Raw genomic sequence first — 22,787 nt, forward strand, 5'->3', positions numbered from 1 at the left:
GAGGGTATTATGAATGGTAGAATTGAAATTTGTGGAGCTATAGCTTCAGGAAAAACGACATTGACAAATGCTTTTTCAAAATCCGGTCAGGACACTGAGTTCGAAGATTTTTCAAGGATTTCGATGCTGGATGATTTTTATTCTGATCCGCTTTCTGTGTCGTTTGAAACTGAAGTATCTTTTACTTTACAACATTATTATCAGATAAAAAAGGCGTTACGAAGTGGTTCATACACTGTTTGTGATTTTTCATCAGTTGACGACTATGCTTTTGCATTGGCAATACTAAATGAAAAAGAAATGGAAATATATAATCAGATTTTTGCTTATATACTTGAACAAATAGGCAGACCTCATAAACTAATTCGGCTTTATGCTTCTGTAGATGAATTGATTTTAAGGATTAAGAAGCGCGGTCGAGAGAATGAGCAAAGCATTAATAAGTCTTCATTATTAAAATTTGAAGAAAGTCTTAGCTTCGCAATTGATCGTTTTTATTATGATGTGCCATTAGTAAAGATTAATACCGAACAATATTCACAATCAGACTACTGCAAAAGATTTTTAGAAAACATATAAGCATCAATAGATGGTATAAAATATTATGATGTCTTAATTATTAAAGCGCCAAATATGGCGGTATTTTTATAATGCAAAAATTTGCTAAGAAGCTGTGTCTATAGCTTCTTAAAGCTAATGATATTAACGTAAAATGTCATGGTTGTTTATGAAAAACACAGTATATTGACTCTTGGTGATTTTGCAAAATTCAACATAAAAATGATGTTGAGTTTTGCAAAGATTGTCGAAAAATATCGCACAGGTGTGACGACATAATTCAACGTTAGATATTAAAATATATTAACCGAATAATTAAAATAATGGTATATTAAAACTCATAACTAAAATATTACAATACACGGTAAGAGGATGATACATATGAATAATAACAAGCAAAATCCATTGGGAAAAATGCTATTTTCGCTTCTTTAGCAGAAGTGTTAGGCACAGCAGTGTTAAAATTTCTTCCAAATAATATTCAGCTTATATTTGTGTGGTTTGTCATATGTTTTCCTGTGTTGATTGTTGCACTGTTCTTCTATGTATTATACAAAAAACCAGAGAATTTTTATTCACCTGATTACTATAAAAGTGATAATAATTTTTTATATGCTATTAGAAAAGAATTAAGTGATTTATGTATATTACGGTGAAAATGTACCCCTGTTCCGGAGGAACGGATACCGTAAGTCCGGGACTAAGATACTGCGAGTCCGGAACAGGGATACCTCACTTAAGTGATTGCTACTTGCGAGTTTACTCGCTTAATGCAGGATCTAATCCATATACTTCCCGCATGGATCTGTAATTCGCAGGATCAGTCGGGATGATGTTGATCTTGTATGCATCATGCTTGATGCGGTCCAGGATTGCTTCTGAGAGGGGACTATTATCACCACCAAGCTGATCATACCAGCCATTGGAATCATACTGGGAGCAGAAGATGGTAGATGACTTCCTGCGTCTCCTATGGAGAAGCTCCAGAATGTCATGCTGTTCGGATTCGGTGGGCTTTAACAGAAGCCATTCATCGATGATCAGCAGGACTGGATTGGCATATTTCCCTTGGACTTTCTTATATGTACCGTCATTACGTGCCATCTCCAGTTCAAGGAGCAGATCCGGAAGCCGGACATATTTTGTCTTGTAACGCTGCTTACATGCTTCCATCCCGAACGCACAGGCCAGATAAGTCTTTCCACTTCCGGTAGCCCCGGTGATAAAGAGATTCCTGTGCTCTGTGATATATTCACAGGTTGCAAGCCGCTAAATCAAAGAACGGTTCAGCTTGCGCCCTGAAGTATAATTAATATCTCCAATGTATGCATCCGGCTGGTCGAACCCGGCATTGCGGATCAGGCGTTTCAGACTGTTGCTTTTACGATTGCTGTATTCGATGTCCACCAGCATCCCAAAACGGTCCTCAAAAGGAATCCCCTTCATCTTGGGATCCTCCATCTGGGTGCGGAATGCATCTGACATGGAAGTCAGGCGCATTTCAATGAGTTTATCTATAATGCTTTGTGTACTCATAGTTCCTTACCTCCTGTAGTAATCTGCGCCTCTTGTAAGCGCATGGCTGCTCTTTTCTGATTCTGTATGGCTGCCTGTTGTCGGACCTTGGTCTGGCATCTCCATCTGGTCGCTTCTGGTATCAAGGATGTTCTTGATACTCTTATAGCTGGGAGTGGCCGTAAAGGAGAGTGCTTTCCGGCAGGCAGCTTCCAACCGACGGGCGGAATACTTGTCGGCCAGCTTCAAAAGCCCCATACAGCTGCGGTAAGACTGTTGTTCTACACGTTTGGAGGTAAGGATTGCATCAACTACCTGGTAGGTACTGGAGCCGATCCGCTCCGCCCATTTGCGGAAACGGCCGCCGTTCCATTCCAGGTACTGCTGATGGGAAGCCGGCATGTGCTCTGTAACTGTACTGTATTGTCCCTTACGGCCATAAAGACGGCGGTGGAACGCAATCCGGTTGTGGTTGTAAAAATCTCAATGGTTTTATCTGTAACCCTCACATCAACTTTTCGTTTTATATATTCATAAGGAACTGAGTATAGCATTCCGGCAAAGGATATGTGATAATTGAACTGAACGGTGGCTTGTTTCCATTCCGCCAGTTCATATGGGGTGGCAGGCAAAGGCGCCAGCAATGGCAGTTCTTCGTTGCGGAAGATCTCGTACCGGCTGCCCTCTTTCTTTTGGAAAGGGCGACGACTGAAATCTTCCAGTTTCTGTCGGATTGCCTGGTTTAACTCACTAAGGGAGAAGAACTGCTCATTACGCAGGGCTGCGGTGATCCATGTGGAAATATTACCTACACTGCCCTCGGCATTGGGTTTGTCCTTTGGAGCCCGGACGCGGGCTGGGATAATCGCAGTGCCATAGTGCTCTGCCATCTCCTGATAGACGGCATTGATGCGCTGATCTTTCCATCCCTTATTGTGATCTACAGCAGTACGGCAGTTGTCCGGCACGAGAATCCTGGCGACACCGCCAAAGTACTCGTACATATGAACATGAGCAGTGATCCATGACGGCTGCTTTTCATCCATGAATGCCTCTACATATGGATACTGGCTGTAGGTCATGACTCCTACGAAAATGTAAGCATCCAGGGTTTCGCCGGTGTCCGGATCTATGATGTGTGCCGGATCTCCGGCCCAATCTACTTCAACCTGTTCCGCAGGTTTTCGATGGATATGCATAGTGGCACGGCGCTTCTGCTCATCCTGCTGGATGTAATAGCAGAACTGAGAATACATAAGCGGCTCATCTCCGGAGAGGCGGCATTCCTCAAGGTACTCTGTCCAGAGAAGCTTTTTATTTACTCCATTGCGGAGAAGTTCCTTGCGGATATGCTCGTAATCAGGCATCCGCTTTGATGTGGCAGGTTTTGCTTTCGAATCAGGAAAAAGCAACTTACCAAGGACGGGATCTGTTAGCTTAGGATCCAGCGGCCATGAAAGCTTCTGCTCCCTTGCTGCCTTGAGCACCTTGTTAACTGTTGTTTTGGATGCATTGCAGCTGAGGGCAATGTTAGTTTGACTAAGACCTAATCCGGATAGCCGGATGATCTGGCGATACTTGGTCATAAACGATGACCTCCTTTGTAATGTATTTACGCTTCAAAGCGTATGGATACATTATAAAGAAAATCGGTATCATTTGACCGGAATCACAGTATTCAATGCCCAGAATTGCGGTATCCATCAAAGCGGATTCACGGTACTGTGCTTCCGGAATGACGGTTCAGAATCGCCCGGAATACTCATGATTTAGGAAATGAGGTAGCAAATGATAGTTCAGTTCCTCATGAGATTAGAGAAAAAGTACAGCTAAAAATTGATTTAACAGAAGAACAGCTAAGTGAGCTTGAAAGCGTAGTAAATGAAGATAAGATAAGTATAATAATTGATGGGACCAAGATAGAGGCGAATACAGTCAAATCATTTTATCGAAGCATTTTTAATTACCTTACTGAAAACGATATTGAGTTTAAACAACTACTTCCATTTAAAACAGGAAGTAAACGATATTTAATAAGTAAAGAAGGTAAACATATCAATGGAAAAGCATTTTTTGCTCCTATAATTTTTGACGGATACTATATTGAAACTCATAAAAGTAAAAATGGAGCTAAGTCTGATATAATTAAATTTCTTAAAGAATTAAACTTAAAAGTAGAATCTTGTTGAGCATTTTTTCTCGTGGGTTTGACATAAGGGCGTCGGAGATTGTTATAAAATGTTTTGACTAAAATATGGTCAAGAATTGAGTGACTCATTAAGATAAGTTAAGATTCTTCCGCCTCTATAAGCGTAGAAGAATTATCCCAAATAAGATGAACGGTAGAAGTGGAACAGAGAAAACGGTATTTACCACTGACCTATAAAATTAGTTATGTACAAAGCCTCATATTTCCCAGTTCTCTGCGCATACTAAGAAAAACGAGGAGGTACAGATATGGCTAAGATTACCAGCAGTGTTACAGAACTTCCAAAGTCCTGCAAATCCGTTATGGAGAATATGGAGCGTGAATTGGAGAGAGAGGACAGATCCTGTGAATTTGCAGACATTGACAGGGAGGCAAACCTGAAAATAAAGAATCTGGAAAAAGAACTTTCACGTGAGACCAAGCAGGATGTGGTCCTGGTTGCCTATCAGACAGGAAAGTAAACAAAACCCGCAAAGTGTTTGAGGCTTTGCGGGATATTTTTGAGTAGTGCATTCAGCTGGTCTTCTCTGTATATTCCAGGGCAATCCAGCCTGCTCCGGACAGCAGTTTCCCCCAGAGATGCCCGCCGGAACGTTTCTCTTGCACGATTGTATAAACGCCCTGGTCAGAAATTGTTCCAGTGACCGGCTTACCGGAGCCTGGACCCTGGCGAATGTTTAACGCATCCGGGATAACCTTAACGGAATAGGGGAGATCACCCGGTGTGCTTTCCTTTACATACACCTTGTTTCCTGTCCAGTCATAAACACTGTATCCGGCAGGACAGGCCCGTTCGGCATTTTGTAAGGTTGCATAGGCACCCTTTTGCGAAGCCGCATTTTCCCAGGTTATCCGGATTCGATAGTATTTTTCAGGGGCAGATGTGTCTGCACCGGAGGAAGAATCTTCATCAGGGGTGGAAGGAACTCCATTTTTCATAACTGCAGCAACATCACTGCGGAACTGGTCCATATCTAACCCCAGAGGTTTCCAGATTTGAGTTGGATCAATATGGCCGGAGGATAGGCCGGCCAGATATCCCTCCTGATGAGAGGAAACCAGGTGAAGACCGCTTGCCAGTTTTGTCTTGGGATTCCAACCCCTATCCTGGCAGATTGAGGCGGTCAGTTCAACACATCCCTGGTAGGAGCATTTAATATTTTGCTGAAATTTTGTCTGGTTGGTAACCGTGTAATTGGCACCCCCAGTGTATTTCATATAGTCAGACTCCATCATCTCAATGGATATGAGGTTATTGTTTCCATATCCGGCGTCAGCCCAGGAACGAAAGTTCTCCGGCAGAAACTGAAGTACCTTACCCACTGTGTCAGCATCCACCGCGAAGTGGACGCAGGCATCTATGCCTGGCTGGTTCCAGTACTGCCCAAGGGCCTTAGCTGAACTCTGCGCAGTTCCAATGCTGTGTATCTGGACACCAATGGGGGTTATTCTGCGGCCACTGTTGTAGCAGTCGCTCTTGGTAAGGTAATACTTTATTTTATTCACTCTGCTCACTCCTCCTTACCGGACTGCTTGATCAGCTGATGGACATAATTGCTGAGTCCTGCCACCAGGATACCCTGGGTGACAGCAGTAAAGACAGCCATAGCTGCGCTTCGCTGTGTGTTTAGGGGACAGTTTCCCAGCACATACACCATACAGAGTACAATGCTCACAGCCCCAAGGATGAGGGGAATATATTTATCTTTGATCACAGCTGCCTTTTTCAGGGCCATGCCCAGAAAATAAAGCGCGATTGCAACTACAATCAATTCCGGCTTTACATAAGCCATTATATCTTCCATAAATTGTGAACCTCCTTTATTTGGTTCTATTTTGTATATACCCGGCAGGCATTTCATTTGCTGGACAGATACTTAGTTTATTTATATGCAGATATGGCTTATTTGTCAGGAGAGAGCGGACGTGTTCCGGAGGAACAGGTCAGGTCTTGGATTTTGGTGAGGCAGACGCGGCCCTGTCCTCTTTGGCATCAGGGGCAGTCAGGTTCATTTTAGGCGGTTCGAAGTGATAGACCGCCTCATAGGAGTCCAGCTCCGCTTCACTTTGTGGGGCGGAGGGGATAAGCCCTGTGCAGTCCGTGGAAGAGCAGGCATTGCCCAGGTAATCGTAGTCATTGATGATTTTTTCGTTGTCTTTGGATGGATTGGTCATAGAAAGCCTCCTTATCATTTTGAATATAGTATGTCCGGCCTGTTTGTGTTATACTCATAGAAGAATGTGCGAAGGAGAACGCGATGAATTACCGACTTTTGATTCAATATGATGGAACCAGGTATGATGGATGGCAGAGGCAGAAGACCACAGGCAGCACCATACAGGGAAAAATAGAGGACGTACTTGGACGGATGACGGGGGAGCGGGTGGAAATCAAGGGAGCCAGCAGGACAGACGCAGGCGTTCATGCCAGAGGGCAGGTGGCGAATGTTCAGCTTCCGGACGAGTTTACAGCAGAGGAGATAAGGGATTACCTAAACCGCTACCTGCCGGAGGATATAGGTGTGTTGGAGGTAAAAGAGGTCTCCGACCGGTTTCACAGCAGGCTGAATGCGGGGGAGAAGACATATCTCTACCGGATTTCCACAAATACCATTAAAAATGTTTTTGAGCGAAAGTATATTTATGATTTAGATCATCCCCTGGATGTGGAGCGGATGGAGGAGGCGGCGCAGTATCTGACCGGAGAACATGATTTTCAGAGCTTCTGCGGAAAGAAAATGAAAAAGACTGCTGTGCGCAGGCTGTACGCTGTAGAGTTTAAGCAGCTTAGGGGTGAACTTCAGATTTACTACAGGGGAAGCGGATTCCTCTACAATATGGTGAGGATTCTCACAGGGACCCTGATTGAGGTGGGGCTGTATGAACGGGAACCGGAATCTGTAAAGGAAATTTTGAGGGCAAGAGAGAGGGCACAGGCAGGCCACACAGCCCCTGCAAAAGGGCTGTGCCTGCTGAAAATTCAATTTTAATAACCCAGAACCTCGCCGATCAAAATCACCTTGATACGGCCTGGAGTTCTGCTGAAACGGGTGATCACTGTCTGGCAGCAGATGCAGTCCGGGGAAAGACAGTTTTGACATACCCCCGTAGCCTGGCAGGGAGTTTTTGTGCTTAGGCGCATAGCATTGGGCGGTGCGGCGGCCGTATGTACACGGCTGACTGCTTCCTCGGGGCTGCTTACCACCTTGTTCATACCAACCAGCATGAGGATGTAATCCGGCCCGTAGGCGAGAGCAGCCACACGGTTGCCGTTGCCATCGATATTGACCAGCTGTCCGTCCAGGGTGATGGCATTGCACCCCATCAGATAGTAGTCTGCGCTAAAGGCCTGCCGGTATGCTGCCTTTTTTTCTTCGGGAGTTCTGGCTTTTTCCCTGCTAAAGAGGGTCAGGTCTGAATCACTCAGGGCGTCCATGAGCCCGCACTGAGAGAGGGTCATGGAACCGCCCCAGGATACGGTGGAACCCTTTGGTATAAGGGACATAGCCTTTTGAACGGCTGACTGGCAGTCCGGGCAGTAATAGCCCTCCATATTGCGTTTTTCCAGGTGGCGGATAATGTGTTCTGCCTGCTTTTCATAAAACTCTTTTACTGGTGTCATAGTTACAATCCCTCCTAACATAAAAATCTTTTACCAGTATATCACAATAAGCATTGAAAATCACCAAAACTCCAAGTATAATGTTACGTATCGAAAAAGAGCGTTGCTGTTCACTCAGGTCTGAGCATTTACTGCGCAGACCGTGAGAAAATGATTCAGGGGTGCATAAAATAAACAAGAGAAAGAGGAATGGTTTATGAAAAAAATTCTGGATTTAATTGCCGAAGAGATGACGAAGGCTTTTGAGGAGGCGGGATATGACGCTTCCTACGCTAAAGTAACACTCTCAAATCGGCCCGATCTGTGCGAATATCAGTGCAACGGAGCCATGGCGGGAGCCAAGGTATACAAGAAAGCGCCTATCATGATTGCTGGCGATGTGGTAAAAAAGCTGCAGGGAAGCAGTGTGTTCTCAGAGATGTCAGCAGTGAACCCTGGGTTCATAAACCTGAAGCTGAACAAGGAGTTTTTGGCAGAGTATTTGCGTAATATGCAGGAGGATGAGAATCTTTCCGTGGAAAAGACGGAACATCCCAGAAAGATTATGATTGACTACGGCGGACCCAATGTGGCAAAGCCTTTGCATGTGGGGCATTTGCGTTCCGCGATCATTGGGGAGAGCATTAAGCGCATGGGCCGGCTGTTAGGGCATGAGGTGATTGGAGATGTCCATCTCGGGGACTGGGGCCTTCAGATGGGGCTCATCATTACTGAGCTGAAGAGACGCAAGCCGGAGCTGGTGTATTTTGATGAAGCTTTCGAGGGGGAATACCCTGAAGAGGCTCCCTTTACAATCAGCCAACTGGAGGAGATTTATCCCACAGCCAGTGCGCGCTCCAAAGAGGATGAGCAGTATAAAGAGGAGGCAATGCAGGCAACCTTTATGCTGCAGCATGGACATAAGGGATATCAGGCAATCTTAAGGCACATACTGAATGTGTCTGTGACGGATTTAAAGAAAAACTATGAAAAGCTAAACGTGACCTTTGACCTTTGGAAGGGGGAGTCAGATGCCCAGCCCTATATCCCGGAGATGGTGGAATCTATGAAGCGGGAGGGATATGCCCGTTTGGATGAGGGAGCCTGGGTAGTGGATGTGAAGGAAGATACCGATACAAAGGAGATTCCACCCTGCATTCTCTTAAAGTCCGACGGGGCTTCCCTTTATACTACCACAGATTTGGCTACAATCATTGACCGGATGAAGCATTACCAGCCTGATGAGATAATCTATGTGGTGGACAAGCGTCAGGAGATGCATTTCACCCAGGTGTTCCGCTGTGCCAGGAAGACAAAGCTGGTTAATGAGGATACCCGGCTTCGCTTTTTAGGCTTTGGAACCATGAACGGCAAGGACGGAAAGCCGTTTAAGACCAGAGAGGGTGGTGTCATGCGTCTGGAGAACCTGATCAGTGACATCAATGAGGAGATGTTTAAAAAGATCACGGACAACCATGAGATTGACCCAGGGGAGGCAAGAGAGACGTCCAAGATCGTTGGCCTGTCTGCCATTAAGTACGGAGATCTCTCCAACCAGGCGTCTAAGGACTATGTCTTTGATGTGGACAGGTTTACTTCCTTTGAGGGGAACACCGGGCCTTATATTCTTTACACAATTGTGCGGATCAAGTCCATTCTGAACAAATACCAGGCAGGTGGAGGAAAGATAGGAGCTCATCAAATCCGCAAACCCTCAGGGGACAGCGAGAAAGCATTGATGCTGGAGCTGTCCAGGTATAACGGAGTGATGGAAAATGCGTTTGAAGAGATAGCACCCCACAAGATTTGCTCTTATATATATGATTTGGCAAACGCTTTTAACCGGTTCTACCACGAGACAAAAATACTCTCGGAAGAGTGTGAGGAGCAAAAGGGGAGCTGGATTTCTCTGCTGCTTTTGTCAAAAGATGTCTTGGAAACAAGTATTGATGTTCTGGGATTCGGCGCTCCTGAGAGAATGTAGGAAATACCCGTAAAATTTCAGAGGAATTGTGGAATAATCCGAAATTCCGGTGCATATATTTAAAGAAATGATTTGAATAAAATCATTTCTTTTTTCTTTTTGTTTCATAGAAAAATACGTCCTATGAAACAAAAAACGCTCCGCTAGGAGGATTCTCTTTTTACAGAAAAAGAGCTTTGAAATTGTATTCGGAGGAATGAAGGATGAAAAGACAAAAGGCGCTGAAATTGGCGGGACTTGCAATTGTTTTATTGGTATTGGCTGCAGAGGGGATTTTGGTCTACCATATAAACAGTCATGCCATGCAGAATGTGGTCACTGTGGGAAATGTGAATATCCGTCTGACAGAACCGGAATACGAAAGACAAAGAGATGAGGAAGAAAGCGAGAGTGAAACAGGACAAGCTATTGTAGTGGAAAATGTAAAACCTGGAGAAAAAATCCTCAGAGATCCCACTATTGTGGTGGAAGAGGGATCACAAACAGCGTACTTAAGGACAAGAATTGTGGTGAAAGGACTTACCGAGTATCAAAAAAACGATCTCTTAGAACACATTGAGCTGGCCTCAGGGTGGAACTACAACACCCAGGATGGATATTACTACTTTAAAAATCCTGTGACAGGTGGAGACAGCGTAAACTTTTTTTCAGGGGTAACCATCCCAGGAGCGTGGAAGGGGATGCCGGAGGGACTGAGGTTTCAGATCAGTGTGCTGGCGGAGGCGGTTCAGGCATCTTATCTGACACCCAATATCAATTCAGACTGTCAAATGATTGGATGGATTCCCACAGAGATATTACTACAAACAAAAAGAGATTTAATATTTTGATAAAAATTTGTACATAGTGTCAATGGTAAAAGCTGGAAAAATCGGTTATGCTAATACTACCAGAGAGAGTGGAGGTGGCATAACTGGAGAAAGGGTCTTTGCTGAACGAAACATACCGCCTGGTGCAAAAGCTTGGAAGCGGAGGCGGAGGGAGCGTGTACTTGGCAATCCATGAGCGCACCTGCCGGCTTTGGGCAGTGAAACGCATTGCGGAAAATGAACTGCGCATCGGGGAAGGGGAGGCAGCTTTCTGGATGGGACTTGCCCATCCGGGACTTCCTGAACTGGCGGATCTGTTCAGAGAGGGGGAGTACTGGTATTTAGTTATAGAATATATCCCTGGTAAAACGCTGGAGACGATCCGGCGAGAGGAGGGTGGACAGTCCCCCGCCCGGGTGGCTGACTGGATGCGGCAGTTGTGTGAGACTCTGAACTATCTGCACAGCAGGACTCCCCCGGTGATACACGGGGATATCAAGCCCTCGAACCTGATCTGCGAATCAGGAGGAAGACTTATACTTACGGATCTGGGGTCTTCCAGAAAGACTGGCTCCCTCAACCCCGTGGTCCATGGAACAAGATTTTACGCCGCCCCTGAGCAGTTCCATGGACAGGCGGAGGTCTGTTCTGACATTTACAGCATGGGAAAGACAATGGAATATATGTTGGAGGAAACAGGGGCGGGAGGCAGAGGGCGACAAAAAACAGGAGCCAGAGGGCCCAAAAGATCGGGAAACAAAGGATACGGGAGGAAGCGCGGACGAAAAGACATCAATAGAATTTTAGACAAGTGCACGGAACCGGACCCACAGAAGAGGTACCGTTCTGCGCAGGAGGTGGAGGATGCCCTTTTGAGATCCGGTAAAAAGGCCGGACAAAAGTGGCTGGCTGTGCTGGCAGGGGTTTGCAGCATGGCGGCCGCAGCCGTGACAGCAGTGGAACGAAGTCAGACAAAGATTCAGAGTGAGCAATATCAAATCTACTGTCAAAGCAGTGACATTTCAGAAATTAAATCAGCAATTTTCTTAGATCCCTATCGGGATGAAGCATACCAAAAATTAATTGAACAAATTTTAAAGGATTATAGGATGACAGCGGAGGAGGAGACAGAGCTACGGGAAATCCTGCAGGAAAACGAAAAATATTTGAGACAAGAACCAAAGGCGTATGGGGAGGTTGCATACCAGGTGGGGATTGCCTATTGGTTCTACGATGAGGAGCAGGACAACAAAAAAAGAGGGGCTGCATGGTTTGAAAAAGCAGAAAAAACCAAATGTCTTACTGAGGAACAACAGGAGAAGTGCCAAGCTTTTACAAAGCTAGGGAAGGCATACAGGTTCTTGGACCAGAAAGCAGCGCTGGAGGCCGGAGGGTTTTCCTACCTGGAACTATGGAGCACATGCAGGGAATTGAGCGTTCGGGAGAAAAGAAGAGGGGTCCTGGAGCTACAGATTTGGAGAGAATTACTGGGATTTGTGAACACTTGTATGAGTGGGTTTTACCGGGAGGGAGTGCCAAGGGAGGAGATAGAGGATTTGCTTAGGCGAGCTGAGGCAGAGACAGGCAGCAGGACAGAGAGGGAGGAGAGCTTAAAGGAGACTCAAGAGATTAAAAGGCAGGTTTTTCTGGCCAAGAAGGGGCTGGAGGCTGTTTACAGAGAGACAGGAAAGGAAGAGAACAGATGAAGAGGATTTTCATTCTTCTGCTTTTGGTTTTTCTGCTGTCCGCAGCGGACCGCAGGGAGATGAGCGGATGTGAAGGAAAGGTGAGATTTGAGGACGTGGCGTCAGAAAAGAGAGAAGACAGTGCCGAGCAGCGGGTTAAGCATGTGGCAGGGCATGAACGCAGCACTGAGAGCAAAATAGAAAGTAAGATAAAAAAACAGAGTGAAACAGAGCGTGAGATAGAGAGTAAATCAATGCGAAGGGGAGATAGCAGGGGAGAGAGTGGGACAGAGATTGGGATAAAGAGTAAGAGAGAAAGTGAGATGGAAAGCGGAATGGAAAGCGGGACAGAAAGCGGAATGGAAAGCGGGACAGAAAGTGAGACGGAAAGAGGTACAGAAAGTGAAACGGAGAGTGAGTCCGAAGATGAGTCGGAAACCCAGTCTGAGACCCCGATTCGAAAAGTAATCAAGGTGAAAGACGTATGGGTAGATTATCCCAAGGCTTCCCGTGAGTACGATGATACACAGCGTGTAAAGCTGCAGGTAAAGACAGAGCAGGTCGGAGAGGGGGATGTGTCCGTATATGCGGAGGGCATGGCTGAAAAGAAGAATGTGGGGAAGTGGTGGGTCAAGCCCAGCTATACTCTAAGGGGAGAGGACAGGGAAGAATTTGAGCTGGAGATTTTGGAACCTGATGACCTGTATGTGTCTATTCGTCCAAAAGTATTGGATGTTAAAATCGCAGATGCAAAAAAGGAATACTTTGCCGAGGCAGAGCTCTCAAACCTGGTATTTCAAATATACCCCTTTGTAAATGTTTCGGGATTTGTAAAAAACGGTGAGGCAGTGGAGGAGCCGCCGGAGGGATTTAAGGCCCCTGAGATCGTTTTGAACACTAAGGTGATAACAAAGGAGAGCCCGATGTATGACAAGGATGGGAACAGGATGGCCTATGAGGGGGCGCTGAGAGTAAGGGTTAGGGAAAATGGGAGGACAATCCCAGCGCCGCCGGATAATTACTGCTATGACTTGAGCCGTGGCTCCAAACATTACAGAATGGGGAGTGTCACAGTGGTGAAGAGCAAGGGAGCCGTTGCATTTCAGATGGAAGCAGTTGATGGAGGTTTTTGTAAGCGGGGCGAGATACTTTGGGTGAGCAGGAGGAGCGTACTGGCTTTTCAGCCTGAGAAGGGCAGTGGATTTAACAAGACGGTAGTGTACGGTCCGTTACAGGAAAGCACAACCTGTACTTTTGCATTTCAAAGGGTGGATCAAAACGGTACGGTACGCGCAGAATCTGAGCCGCAGAAATGTAAAGTGCAGGTGGACGGGGAGGGGCCTAAGGGAAATATTTTTATGAGGGGGAAGGAGAACTTTCCTCAATATAGCAGGGAAAAGGAGGTACTGGAAACACAGTTTTCGGACCAGGAGTCCGGAGTAAAGTCTCTGGCCTACTGTTTCTATGCAGCGCCCAAAACTCTGGAACAGATTATCGAAAATGGGGATCATGCGCCATGGATAAAGCTTGACGGTCCGGTTACCATCCAACAGGAGGGGGCATGGCAGATGGCCGTTCGGGCTGAGGACTGGGTGGGAAATGTATCCTATTCTTTAAGTCCCGATTTTGTCCTGGATTTTACAGAACCCCGGATTATGGTCAATGGGACAAAGGATGGAGCAGCCACCCGGCAAAAGGCAGAGCTGGAGATACTGTTTACGGACCAATACTTAAAGGAGGAGAGCTTGAGGGTGGAACTGTCACATGAGGGGACGGGGCGCGTTACACTTATCCCGCAGAAAACAAGAACCAGGGAGGGGGTGAGATGGAGATTCCGGGATATCCCTAGAAAAAAAGAGCGTGACGGGCATTATAAGTTGACCGTATCCGCAGAGGACCTTGCAGGAAACATGGCAAGGAAAGAGATGAATTTTTCGGTCAACAGGTATGGATCCGTTTATTATCCGGACCTGAACACGCAGGAACGCATCCAGGCATACTATCTGGCTGAGGAATTTCCAGTTGTGATCAGAGAAATAAATGTGAACAGACTGGTGCAGACTCAGATTACATGCAGCAGAAACGGCGAGACATCCATTTTAAAAGAGGGGAGGGATTATACGGTCAATGGGAAGGAACAGGGGAACAAAAGCTATGGTTATACGTATGAGATTAAGGCAGAGTGCTTTGCGAAGGAGGGCAGATATTCCGTGATGGTGTCCTCACTGGATCAGGCGGGGAATCGGTCTGATAGTCGGGCTGCGCAGACAATGGCGGAATTTGTCATAGACAAAACCCCACCCAGATGTGTGGTGACGGGAATAGAACCGGGAGCTGTGTACAGGGAGAGAGAACGGGAAGTGCGTATTGATGCAGGGGAGAATTACTGCCTGGATCAGCTGCAGGTATTTCAGAATGGTGAGTTGGTGGCAGAGACGGACCAGGAACAGCTGACTTGGATTTTTTCTGGTAGTAGCCAATGGCAGACCCTGCGGGTGTATGCCAGGGATAAGGCGGGGAATGAGTACAAGGGCGACGAGATAACGGTATGGGTATCAGATAAAGGAATAATGCCGCAAAAGGAAAAGATGCCTACAGCAGAGAAAACAGGTGATGGGACAAAGGAGGACAACACAGAGAGATTTACAGAGAGATCAGAAGCGGAACCGGAACGGAGGGCACATGGCCAGGAGGCAGGCGGCACACATGAAACAACCCGGGGAAGCGGCGCTGGATTTGGCGGTACATGGGGCATTTCTGTGGGGATGGTGATGGGGGCTGCAGCTGGTGTGCTGATTTGGAGAAGACGTACCAAGCGGTGAAAGTGGTTGCAGTTATCATGGAAAAATTATATAATGTGTGTTATGGATAGCCTGTTTTCACAGACGTATCTGTTAGTAAATTCTTGGAGAAAATCATGATATATAAAATTGGAAATGTATTTGTTCCCCTTCTTATCCATTATTTGATTGCTGCATTTGTGCTGCTTTTTGGGGCGAATTTCATGGATGACGCACTTTTAACCTCTCTCACAGCACTGGTTGCGCTTCCTGTGATGTGGTATCTATACAGGCGGGACCGCCGAAATGGAGCTGTAGAGACAACTGCCCTAAGGGGGACAGTGCCCTGGTGGGCGTTTCTGGTTACTATACTCTTGGGAATTGTATCCAATCAGATGATTACGGGGGTTATGAATTATTTCCGTGTCACCCAGCAGTTCTCCAATGAAGTGCAGGAGGGCCTCCTTCGGGGAGATATCTGGGCGCAGGTTCTTGGACTTGGAATTTTGGTACCTGTGATGGAAGAGATTTTGTTTCGGGGGCTGATTTACAACCGTTTGAAAAAATATGTTTCTCTTTGGACAGCAATTCTGGGGGGAGCCGTGATTTTCGCCCTTTATCATGGAAATATGGTGCAGTTTCTGTTTGCGCTTCCTATGGGTCTGCTGATTATTCTGCTCTATGAGAGATGGCATTCTCTGTCAATCCCCATTGTTTTCCATATAGCAGCCAATTTAAGTACTGTGCTATTGAACTGCCTGGTACTGAAGTGATGTGTATTGTGCGTATGTTAACGAGAATGACATGAAAAAAGGCAGAAGAGAAAGATAAAAATGAATATAAGTTAAAATAGACGAATAATCTGACAACTTATGTGAATTTTTTTCTTTACAGATTTTAAAAATAGGTGTATAGTATGCATACGATGACAGAAAACAATAAGATCGTTTAGATCACATAGAGAAAGGGTTGGACGTATGGATACCATGAACAGAACATTCTCTGTTCAATATCCGGGATTGTACAGGCCGGAGTTTGAACACGACAACTGTGGTATTGGTGCTGTTGTCAATATCAAGGGAGTCAAAACCCATGAAACGGTTGAGAACGCACTTAGAATTGTAGAAAATTTAGAACATAGAGCTGGCAAAGATGCCGAAGGAAAAACAGGTGACGGAGTAGGAATCCTATTACAGATTTCTCACAGATTCTTCTCCAAAACCTGCAGATCCCTCGGCATCTTTTTAGGTTCTGAGAGAGAATACGGAATCGGTATGTTTTTCTTTCCACAGGATGAACTAAAAAGAAACCAGGCTAAAAAGATGTTTGAAATCATTGTGGAGAAGGAAGGCTTGGAATTTCTGGGATGGAGAGAAGTGCCAACCGTGCAGGAGGTGCTGGGACACAAAGCGAAGGAGTGTATGCCGTGCATTGCCCAGGGGTTTGTGAAGAAACCCAGGGATGTTGAGAAAGGGCTGGATTTTGACCGGAAGCTCTATGTGGTGCGCAGAGTATTTGAGCAGAGCAGTGATGATACCTATGTGGTATCCCTGTCCAGCAGAACGATTGTGTATAAGGGAATGTTTCTGGTGGGACAGCTTCGCACCTTTTTTAAAGATCTCCAGAGTCCGGATTACGAGTCTGCGATTGCCACGGTGCATTCCAGATTCAGCACGAATACAAACCCCAGCTGGGAGAGGGCGCATCCCAACCGTATTATTGTACACAATGGGGAGATTAACACCATCCGTGGAAATGCGGATAAGATGCTGGCCCGTGAGGAGACTATGTCCTCCGAATATTTTAACAGGGAGCTGCACAAGGTGCTGCCGGTAGTCAACACGGCGGGTTCCGACTCAGCCATGATGGACAATACGCTGGAGTTCCTGGTGATGAGCGGTATAGAACTACCTCTGGCTGTCATGATCATGATACCTGAGCCCTGGTCCAACAATGGGACCATGACGCAGAATAAAAAGGACTTTTACCAGTATTATGCCACAATGATGGAGCCCTGGGACGGTCCTGCGTCCATTGTGTTCAGCGACGGTGATCTGATCGGCGCTGTGCTGGACCGGAATGGACTGAGACCTTCCAGATACTATATCACAGAGGATGGGTACCTGATCCTCTCTTCAGAGGTGGGCGTACTGGACATTGATCCCACCAGAATTGTCCAGAAGGAGAGATTGCATCCTGGAAAGATGCTGTTGGTGGACACTATTTTAGGCAGGGTGATAGACGATGATGAACTGAAAGAAAAATACGCCAGAAAACAGCCTTACGGGGAATGGCTGGACCAGTATCTGGTGAATCTAAAGGATTTGCGGATTCCCAATATCCGTGTGCCCCAATACGACGACGAGGAGCTGGATAAACTGCAGAAGGCCTTTGGATACACTTATGAGGAATACCAGACTTCCATCCGAAATATGGCCTTAAACGGAGCGGAGGGAATCAGCGCCATGGGAGTGGATACCCCTCTGGCTGTGCTGTCAGACCAGTATCAGCCACTGTTTAACTACTTTAAACAGCTGTTTGCCCAGGTTACCAATCCTCCCATTGACGCGATCCGGGAGGAGGTCATTACCTCCACCACCGTCTATGTGGGGAAAGACGGAAATTTATTGAATGAACAGCCAATCAACTGCCAAGTTTTGAAGGTGGATAACCCCATTCTCACAAATACCGATATCCTGAAAATTAAGCACATGAAGGTAGACGGCTTTAAGGTGGAGGAGGTTCCCATCACCTACTATAAAAACACAAATCTGGAGAGGGCCATTGAGCATCTCTTTGTGGAGGTGGACAGAGCTCACCGGGACGGGGCCGATATTCTGATCCTCACGGACCGGGGAGTGGATGAGAACCATGTTCCCATTCCGTCACTCTTAGCTGTGTCCGCAGTGCATCAGCATCTGGTAAAGACAAAGAAAAGGACGTCCCTGGCAATTGTACTGGAGTCCGGAGAGCCCCGGGAGGTACACCACTTTGCCACACTTTTGGGATATGGAGCCTGTGCGATCAATCCATATTTGGCACAGGAGACCATACGTCAGTTGATTGACTGCGGCATGCTGGAAAAGGATTATTACGCGGCAGTGAATGACTACAACCAGGCTGTGCTTCATGGCATTGTAAAGATTGCTTCTAAGATGGGAATTTCCACGATCCAGTCCTATCAGGGATCACAGATTTTTGAGGCTATTGGAATTGACCAGATGGTGATTGACAAGTATTTTACCAATACCGTGAGCAGGATCGGAGGTATTACTCTGGAGGATATCGCGAGGGATGTGGATTCTCTTCACACGGAAGCCTTTGATCCGTTGGGCTTGAAGTCGGATCTGACCCTGAACAGCGTGGGGCGTCACAAGATGAGAAGCGCTGGGGAGGAGCACAGATACAATCCTCAGACCATCCATCTGCTCCAGCAGTCCGCCCAGAGAGGGGACTATAAGCTATTTAAGGAATATACGCAGCTGGTGGATAAAGAGGATTCCGGTTATTTGAGAAGTCTGATGGACTTTAAATACCCGGAAAAGGGAATTCCTTTGAGCGAGGTGGAGAGCGTAGAATCCATTGTCACCAGGTTTAAGACCGGCGCCATGTCCTACGGCTCTATTTCACAGGAAGCCCATGAGACTCTGGCCATTGCCATGAACCGTCTGCACGGCAAGTCCAACAGCGGCGAGGGTGGTGAGAGTCTGGACAGAATGATACCTGGCAGTGACGGTTTGGATCGCTGTTCCGCTATCAAACAGGTGGCATCCGGTCGTTTTGGGGTTACCTCCAGATACTTGGTGAGCGCCCGGGAGATACAGATCAAGATGGCACAGGGCGCAAAACCGGGCGAGGGAGGACACCTTCCGGGCGGAAAGGTATATCCGTGGGTTGCTAAGACAAGGCACTCCACCCCGGGGGTAGGCTTGATCTCACCGCCTCCCCATCACGATATCTATTCTATCGAAGACTTGGCCCAGCTGATCTATGACCTGAAAAATGCGAACAAAAAGGCGCGGATTTCCGTGAAGCTGGTATCCGAGGCAGGGGTGGGAACTGTTGCGGCAGGTGTAGCCAAGGCAGGAGCCCAGGTTATCCTGATCTCCGGATATGACGGAGGGACGGGAGCAGCTCCCAGAAGTTCCATTCACAATGCAGGGCTTCCCTGGGAATTGGGATTGGCTGAAACACACCAGACTTTAATAATGAACGGACTGAGAAACAAAGTGCGTATCGAAACGGATGGAAAACTTATGAGCGGTCGAGATGTTGCCATAGCGGCCATACTGGGAGCTGAGGAGTTTGGATTTGCCACTGCACCTCTGGTGACCATGGGATGTGTGATGATGCGTGTCTGCAATCTGGATACCTGTCCGGTGGGGATCGCAACACAAAATCCCGAGCTGCGCAGACGCTTCCGGGGGAAACCGGAATATGTCATGAATTTTATGCGCTTTATAGCAGAAGAATTGAGAGAATATATGGCAAAGCTGGGCGTACGTACAGTGGATGAACTGGTGGGACGCACGGATCTTTTGTTGAGAAAAGAGCATACGGAGAAAGTCCATGCGGGCAGGGTAGATCTTAGCGCTATTTTACAAAACCCCTATGAAGGATCAGAGCGCAAGGTGACCTTTGATCCAACACAGATTTATGATTTCCATCTGGAAAAGACCGCTGATGAGAGGATATTGCTGAGAAAACTGCGGCCTGCCTTGGAAAAGGGGCAGAAGCGCAGCATAGAGGTGGATGTGACCAATACAGATAGGGCCTTTGGTACCATTTTTGGATCAGAGATAACCAGTATGTATGGTGACACCCTGGAGGAAGATACCTACACAATAAAATGCAACGGAGCCGGGGGACAGAGCTTTGGAGCCTTTATTCCCAAGGGACTTACCCTGGAGCTGGTGGGAGACAGCAATGACTATTTCGGAAAGGGGCTTTCCGGCGGAAAACTCATTGTCTATCCGCCGAAAGGCGTCCTGTTTAAAGAGGATGAGAATATTATTGTGGGAAACGTGGCTCTTTACGGGGCAACCAGTGGAAAAGCCTATATAAACGGTGTTGCAGGAGAACGGTTCTGTGTCAGAAATTCCGGTGCCATTGCTGTGGTGGAAGGAGTGGGTGACCACGGATGCGAGTATATGACAGGTGGCCGTGTGGTGGTGCTTGGAAAGACAGGCAAGAACTTTGCGGCGGGCATGAGCGGGGGGATCGCTTATGTGATAGATGAGGACAGCGATTTATACACCAAGGTAAATAAATCGATGGTCTCGATTGAAAAGCTTTCAAATAAATACGATGTACTGGAGCTGAAAGAGATGATCAAAGATCATGTGGCTTACACCAACTCCACGAAGGGGAAAGAGATCCTGGAGAAGTTCGGAGAATACCTGCCTAAGTTTAAGAAGATTATTCCTCATGACTACAACCGCATGCTGATGGCTATTGTACAGATGGAGGAAAAGGGTTTGAGCAGTGAACAGGCACAGATTGAAGCATTCTATGCGAATAAGAGAGGATAGGAGGGCAGAAGAATGGGAAAACCGACAGGGTTTTTAGAATATGAGAGACAGACAAGTGAAGAGACAGAGCCAAAGGCCAGAATCAAGAATTTTAAAGAATTCCACTCCCCTCTGCCCCGGGAAAAACAGAGAATTCAGGGGGCCAGGTGTATGGCCTGCGGAGTGCCGTTCTGCCAGTACGGCAAAATGATCGGAGGTATGGCTTCCGGCTGTCCGCTCAACAACCTGATTCCGGAGTGGAATGATCTGGTGTACACAGGAAACTGGGAGATGGCCTATAAGCGCCTGATGAAGACCAACTGTTTTCCGGAATTCACGGCAAGGGTATGCCCTGCGCTGTGTGAGGCGGCCTGCACCTGCAATTTAAACGGTGATCCCGTATCTACAAAGGAGAATGAGCGGGCAATCATTGAAAACGCGTTTGACGCAGGCCTGGTGACGCCCGAACCCCCCAAGGTGCGCACCGGCAAAAGAGTGGCTGTGGTGGGCAGCGGTCCTGCGGGTCTTGCGGCCGCTATGCAGCTTAACTCACGAGGACATCACGTTACGGTCTTTGAGCGCAGTGACCGGATCGGAGGCCTGCTGCGGTATGGCATTCCGAATATGAAACTGGAAAAAGAGGTGATCGACCGCCGGATAGCCATTATGGAGGCGGAAGGAGTGGAATTTGTCACCAATGTGAATGTGGGGGAGGATGTAAAGGCGGCAAAGCTGCTAAAGGATTATGACCGGGTTATTCTGGCCTGCGGTGCATCCAACCCCAGGGATATCAAAGTTCCCGGCAGGGATGCAAAGGGAATCCACTTTGCGGTTGATTTTCTGACTGCCACGACCAAGAGCTTGCTGGATAGCAGCTTTGCGGATAACAAGTTTATTCCGGCTAAGGGGAAAAAGGTGATGGTTATCGGGGGTGGAGATACGGGAAATGACTGTGTCGGTACTGCCATCCGTCTGGGCGCAGCTAGCGTGCTCCAACTGGAGATGATGCCCAAGGCGCCGGATACCAGGGCAGACAACAATCCCTGGCCTGAGTGGCCCAGAGTCTGCAAGACCGACTATGGACAGGAGGAGGCCATAGCTGTATTTGGTCATGATCCCAGGGTGTATCAGACCACAGTATCTGAATTTGTCAAAAACAAGAAGGGAGAAGTCTGCCAGGCAAAGCTGGTAAAGCTGAAGAGCAGGAAGGACGAGAAGACCGGACGTATGATGATGGTTCCCGTGGAGGGAAGCGAGTATGTGGTAGATGTGGACCTAGTACTGATTGCCGCTGGCTTTCTGGGGTCACAAAAATATGTGACGGATGCCTTTAAAGTGGAGCTCGACGGGCGGACGAATGTAAAGACAGAGCCTGAACCGTACCAGACCTCCGTGTCAAACGTGTTTGCGGCGGGGGATATGCGAAGAGGACAGTCGCTGGTGGTGTGGGCTATACAAGAGGGAAGAGAGGCAGCCAAAGCGGTAGACCGGTCCCTGATGGGATACACAAATTTATAAAACAACAGCCGGGAACAAAGCTTTAACAGGTTCCCGGCTGTCATACTGTCAAGAATTACCTGGTCATTTCCGAAACTTACCTGGTCATTTCCGGAAATTACCTGGTCATTTCTGAAAAATTACCTGGTCATTTTTGACGTTTCAGGGATTTACTCCGCAAGATGGTCCATTCCTTGACTCAGTATGCTGTATACATGATCATCCTCCAGGGAGTAAAAGATGGTTTTTCCCTCCCTGCGGAACTTGACGAGACGGCTTTGCTTCAGGATTCTCAGCTGGTGGGATATGGCACTCTGAGTCATATTCAGGAGCTGCGCTATATCACACACACACATCTCACTCTCAAGGAGTACATAAAGAATTTTAATCCTGGTAGAATCTCCAAAAATTTTGAAAAGTTCGGCCAAATCATAGAGTCTCTCCTCATCAGGCATCTGCTTCTGAACAGATTCAATAATATCTGGATGGGCATGTATATAATCACATTTTGGTGCATCGTCATTCTGTTGCATAATAAGAACTCCTTTCTTGTGTGCTGTTGTATGTGTGTTTCCCAATTAATCAACAGGCCTGTGCAATACCGCACAGTTCCGTTTCTTAGTATAACACTAATTGACA

At 47.0% G+C, this 22,787-nt stretch carries 15 protein-coding genes and 2 pseudogenes; 10 read left to right on the forward strand and 7 right to left on the reverse strand.

Annotated elements, in window-relative coordinates:
• Positions 1 to 9: 9 nt before the first annotated feature.
• The gene (locus AC0THY_RS07710) at positions 10 to 579 is read left to right on the forward strand and encodes a deoxynucleoside kinase (protein ID WP_489993844.1); all 570 of its coding nucleotides are present in this window, start codon (positions 10 to 12) and stop codon (positions 577 to 579) included.
• 738 nt (positions 580 to 1,317) lie between these two features.
• On the opposite strand, the pseudogene AC0THY_RS07715 reads toward AC0THY_RS07710, so the two are convergent.
• Positions 1,318 to 2,094 (reverse strand): annotated as a pseudogene (locus tag AC0THY_RS07715) (ATP-binding protein).
• A gap of 6 nt (positions 2,095 to 2,100) precedes the next feature.
• A pseudogene (gene istA / locus AC0THY_RS07720) lies at positions 2,101 to 3,659 on the reverse strand (IS21 family transposase).
• Between the two features lie 871 nt (positions 3,660 to 4,530).
• Between istA and AC0THY_RS07725 the strand changes: the two are divergent.
• Positions 4,531 to 4,743 (forward strand): hypothetical protein, encoded by a 213-nt coding sequence (locus AC0THY_RS07725; RefSeq protein ID WP_489993845.1) that lies wholly within the window; start codon positions 4,531 to 4,533, stop codon positions 4,741 to 4,743.
• A 52-nt stretch (positions 4,744 to 4,795) separates the two neighbouring features.
• On the opposite strand, the gene AC0THY_RS07730 is transcribed toward AC0THY_RS07725, so the two are convergent.
• The 3 genes from AC0THY_RS07730 to AC0THY_RS07740 all read right to left on the reverse strand — a co-directional run bounded on the left by AC0THY_RS07730 (position 4,796) and on the right by AC0THY_RS07740 (position 6,457).
• Positions 4,796 to 5,788, reverse strand: coding sequence for an N-acetylmuramoyl-L-alanine amidase (locus AC0THY_RS07730; RefSeq protein ID WP_489993846.1), 993 nt, complete (start codon positions 5,786 to 5,788; stop codon positions 4,796 to 4,798).
• 5 nt (positions 5,789 to 5,793) lie between these two features.
• Positions 5,794 to 6,087 (reverse strand): phage holin family protein, encoded by a 294-nt coding sequence (locus AC0THY_RS07735; protein ID WP_489993847.1) that lies wholly within the window; start codon positions 6,085 to 6,087, stop codon positions 5,794 to 5,796.
• A 139-nt stretch (positions 6,088 to 6,226) separates the two neighbouring features.
• On the reverse strand, positions 6,227 to 6,457 hold the full coding sequence (locus tag AC0THY_RS07740; RefSeq protein WP_489993848.1) for a hypothetical protein: 231 nt from the start codon (positions 6,455 to 6,457) through the stop codon (positions 6,227 to 6,229).
• Between the two features lie 83 nt (positions 6,458 to 6,540).
• Between AC0THY_RS07740 and truA the strand changes: the two genes are divergently transcribed.
• Complete coding sequence (gene truA / locus AC0THY_RS07745; RefSeq protein WP_489993849.1) at positions 6,541 to 7,272, forward strand: tRNA pseudouridine(38-40) synthase TruA; 732 nt, start codon at positions 6,541 to 6,543, stop codon at positions 7,270 to 7,272.
• Here the strand turns inward: truA and AC0THY_RS07750 are convergent.
• Positions 7,269 to 7,904, reverse strand: a complete 636-nt coding sequence (locus tag AC0THY_RS07750; protein WP_489993850.1) for a lactate utilization protein — start codon at positions 7,902 to 7,904, stop codon at positions 7,269 to 7,271. The genes truA and AC0THY_RS07750 overlap by 4 nt on opposite strands.
• 196 nt (positions 7,905 to 8,100) lie before the next feature.
• Here AC0THY_RS07750 and argS point away from each other — a divergent pair, with 196 nt between their 5' ends.
• The 7 genes from argS to AC0THY_RS07785 all read left to right on the forward strand — a co-directional run bounded on the left by argS (position 8,101) and on the right by AC0THY_RS07785 (position 22,169).
• The gene (argS, locus tag AC0THY_RS07755; protein WP_489993851.1) at positions 8,101 to 9,867 is read left to right on the forward strand and encodes an arginine--tRNA ligase; all 1,767 of its coding nucleotides are present in this window, start codon (positions 8,101 to 8,103) and stop codon (positions 9,865 to 9,867) included.
• 203 nt (positions 9,868 to 10,070) lie between these two features.
• Entirely contained in the window at positions 10,071 to 10,697 is a 627-nt protein-coding gene (locus AC0THY_RS07760) for a hypothetical protein (RefSeq protein WP_489993852.1), read from the forward strand.
• Positions 10,698 to 10,795: 98 nt separating this feature from the next.
• Positions 10,796 to 12,382: a serine/threonine protein kinase gene (locus AC0THY_RS07765; protein ID WP_489993853.1), complete on the forward strand. Its 1,587-nt coding sequence runs from the start codon at positions 10,796 to 10,798 to the stop codon at positions 12,380 to 12,382.
• Positions 12,379 to 15,183 carry an Ig-like domain-containing protein gene (locus tag AC0THY_RS07770; RefSeq protein ID WP_489993854.1) on the forward strand — a complete coding sequence of 935 codons (2,805 nt, stop codon included), beginning with the start codon at positions 12,379 to 12,381 and terminating at the stop codon, positions 15,181 to 15,183. Before AC0THY_RS07765 ends, AC0THY_RS07770 begins: the two co-directional genes overlap by 4 nt.
• A gap of 95 nt (positions 15,184 to 15,278) precedes the next feature.
• Entirely contained in the window at positions 15,279 to 15,914 is a 636-nt protein-coding gene (locus tag AC0THY_RS07775) for a CPBP family intramembrane glutamic endopeptidase (RefSeq protein WP_489993855.1), read from the forward strand.
• Between the two features lie 204 nt (positions 15,915 to 16,118).
• The gene (gene gltB / locus AC0THY_RS07780) at positions 16,119 to 20,672 is read left to right on the forward strand and encodes a glutamate synthase large subunit (protein WP_489993856.1); all 4,554 of its coding nucleotides are present in this window, start codon (positions 16,119 to 16,121) and stop codon (positions 20,670 to 20,672) included.
• 12 nt (positions 20,673 to 20,684) lie between these two features.
• Positions 20,685 to 22,169 (forward strand): glutamate synthase subunit beta, encoded by a 1,485-nt coding sequence (locus AC0THY_RS07785; RefSeq protein ID WP_489993857.1) that lies wholly within the window; start codon positions 20,685 to 20,687, stop codon positions 22,167 to 22,169.
• Between the two features lie 149 nt (positions 22,170 to 22,318).
• Here AC0THY_RS07785 and AC0THY_RS07790 read toward each other — a convergent pair whose 3' ends face one another.
• Positions 22,319 to 22,681 carry an ArsR/SmtB family transcription factor gene (locus AC0THY_RS07790; protein WP_489993858.1) on the reverse strand — a complete coding sequence of 121 codons (363 nt, stop codon included), beginning with the start codon at positions 22,679 to 22,681 and terminating at the stop codon, positions 22,319 to 22,321.
• Positions 22,682 to 22,787: the final 106 nt, after the last annotated feature.

It is taken from the genome of Ruminococcus sp. 8Y-12, assembly GCF_058119865.1.

Bases quoted from the DNA above. Each gene is read 5' to 3' on its own strand.
- AC0THY_RS07710 (WP_489993844.1), top strand. From the start codon at position 10: ATGAATGGTAGAATTGAAATTTGTGGAGCTATAGCTTCAGGAAAAACG.
- AC0THY_RS07725 (WP_489993845.1), top strand. From the start codon at position 4,531: ATGGCTAAGATTACCAGCAGTGTTACAGAACTTCCAAAGTCCTGCAAA.
- AC0THY_RS07735 (WP_489993847.1), bottom strand. From the start codon at position 6,087: ATGGAAGATATAATGGCTTATGTAAAGCCGGAATTGATTGTAGTTGCA.
- AC0THY_RS07740 (WP_489993848.1), bottom strand. From the start codon at position 6,457: ATGACCAATCCATCCAAAGACAACGAAAAAATCATCAATGACTACGAT.
- truA (WP_489993849.1), top strand. From the start codon at position 6,541: ATGAATTACCGACTTTTGATTCAATATGATGGAACCAGGTATGATGGA.
- AC0THY_RS07750 (WP_489993850.1), bottom strand. From the start codon at position 7,904: ATGACACCAGTAAAAGAGTTTTATGAAAAGCAGGCAGAACACATTATC.
- argS (WP_489993851.1), top strand. From the start codon at position 8,101: ATGAAAAAAATTCTGGATTTAATTGCCGAAGAGATGACGAAGGCTTTT.
- AC0THY_RS07760 (WP_489993852.1), top strand. From the start codon at position 10,071: ATGAAAAGACAAAAGGCGCTGAAATTGGCGGGACTTGCAATTGTTTTA.
- AC0THY_RS07770 (WP_489993854.1), top strand. From the start codon at position 12,379: ATGAAGAGGATTTTCATTCTTCTGCTTTTGGTTTTTCTGCTGTCCGCA.
- AC0THY_RS07775 (WP_489993855.1), top strand. From the start codon at position 15,279: ATGATATATAAAATTGGAAATGTATTTGTTCCCCTTCTTATCCATTAT.
- gltB (WP_489993856.1), top strand. From the start codon at position 16,119: ATGGATACCATGAACAGAACATTCTCTGTTCAATATCCGGGATTGTAC.
- AC0THY_RS07785 (WP_489993857.1), top strand. From the start codon at position 20,685: ATGGGAAAACCGACAGGGTTTTTAGAATATGAGAGACAGACAAGTGAA.
- AC0THY_RS07790 (WP_489993858.1), bottom strand. From the start codon at position 22,681: ATGCAACAGAATGACGATGCACCAAAATGTGATTATATACATGCCCAT.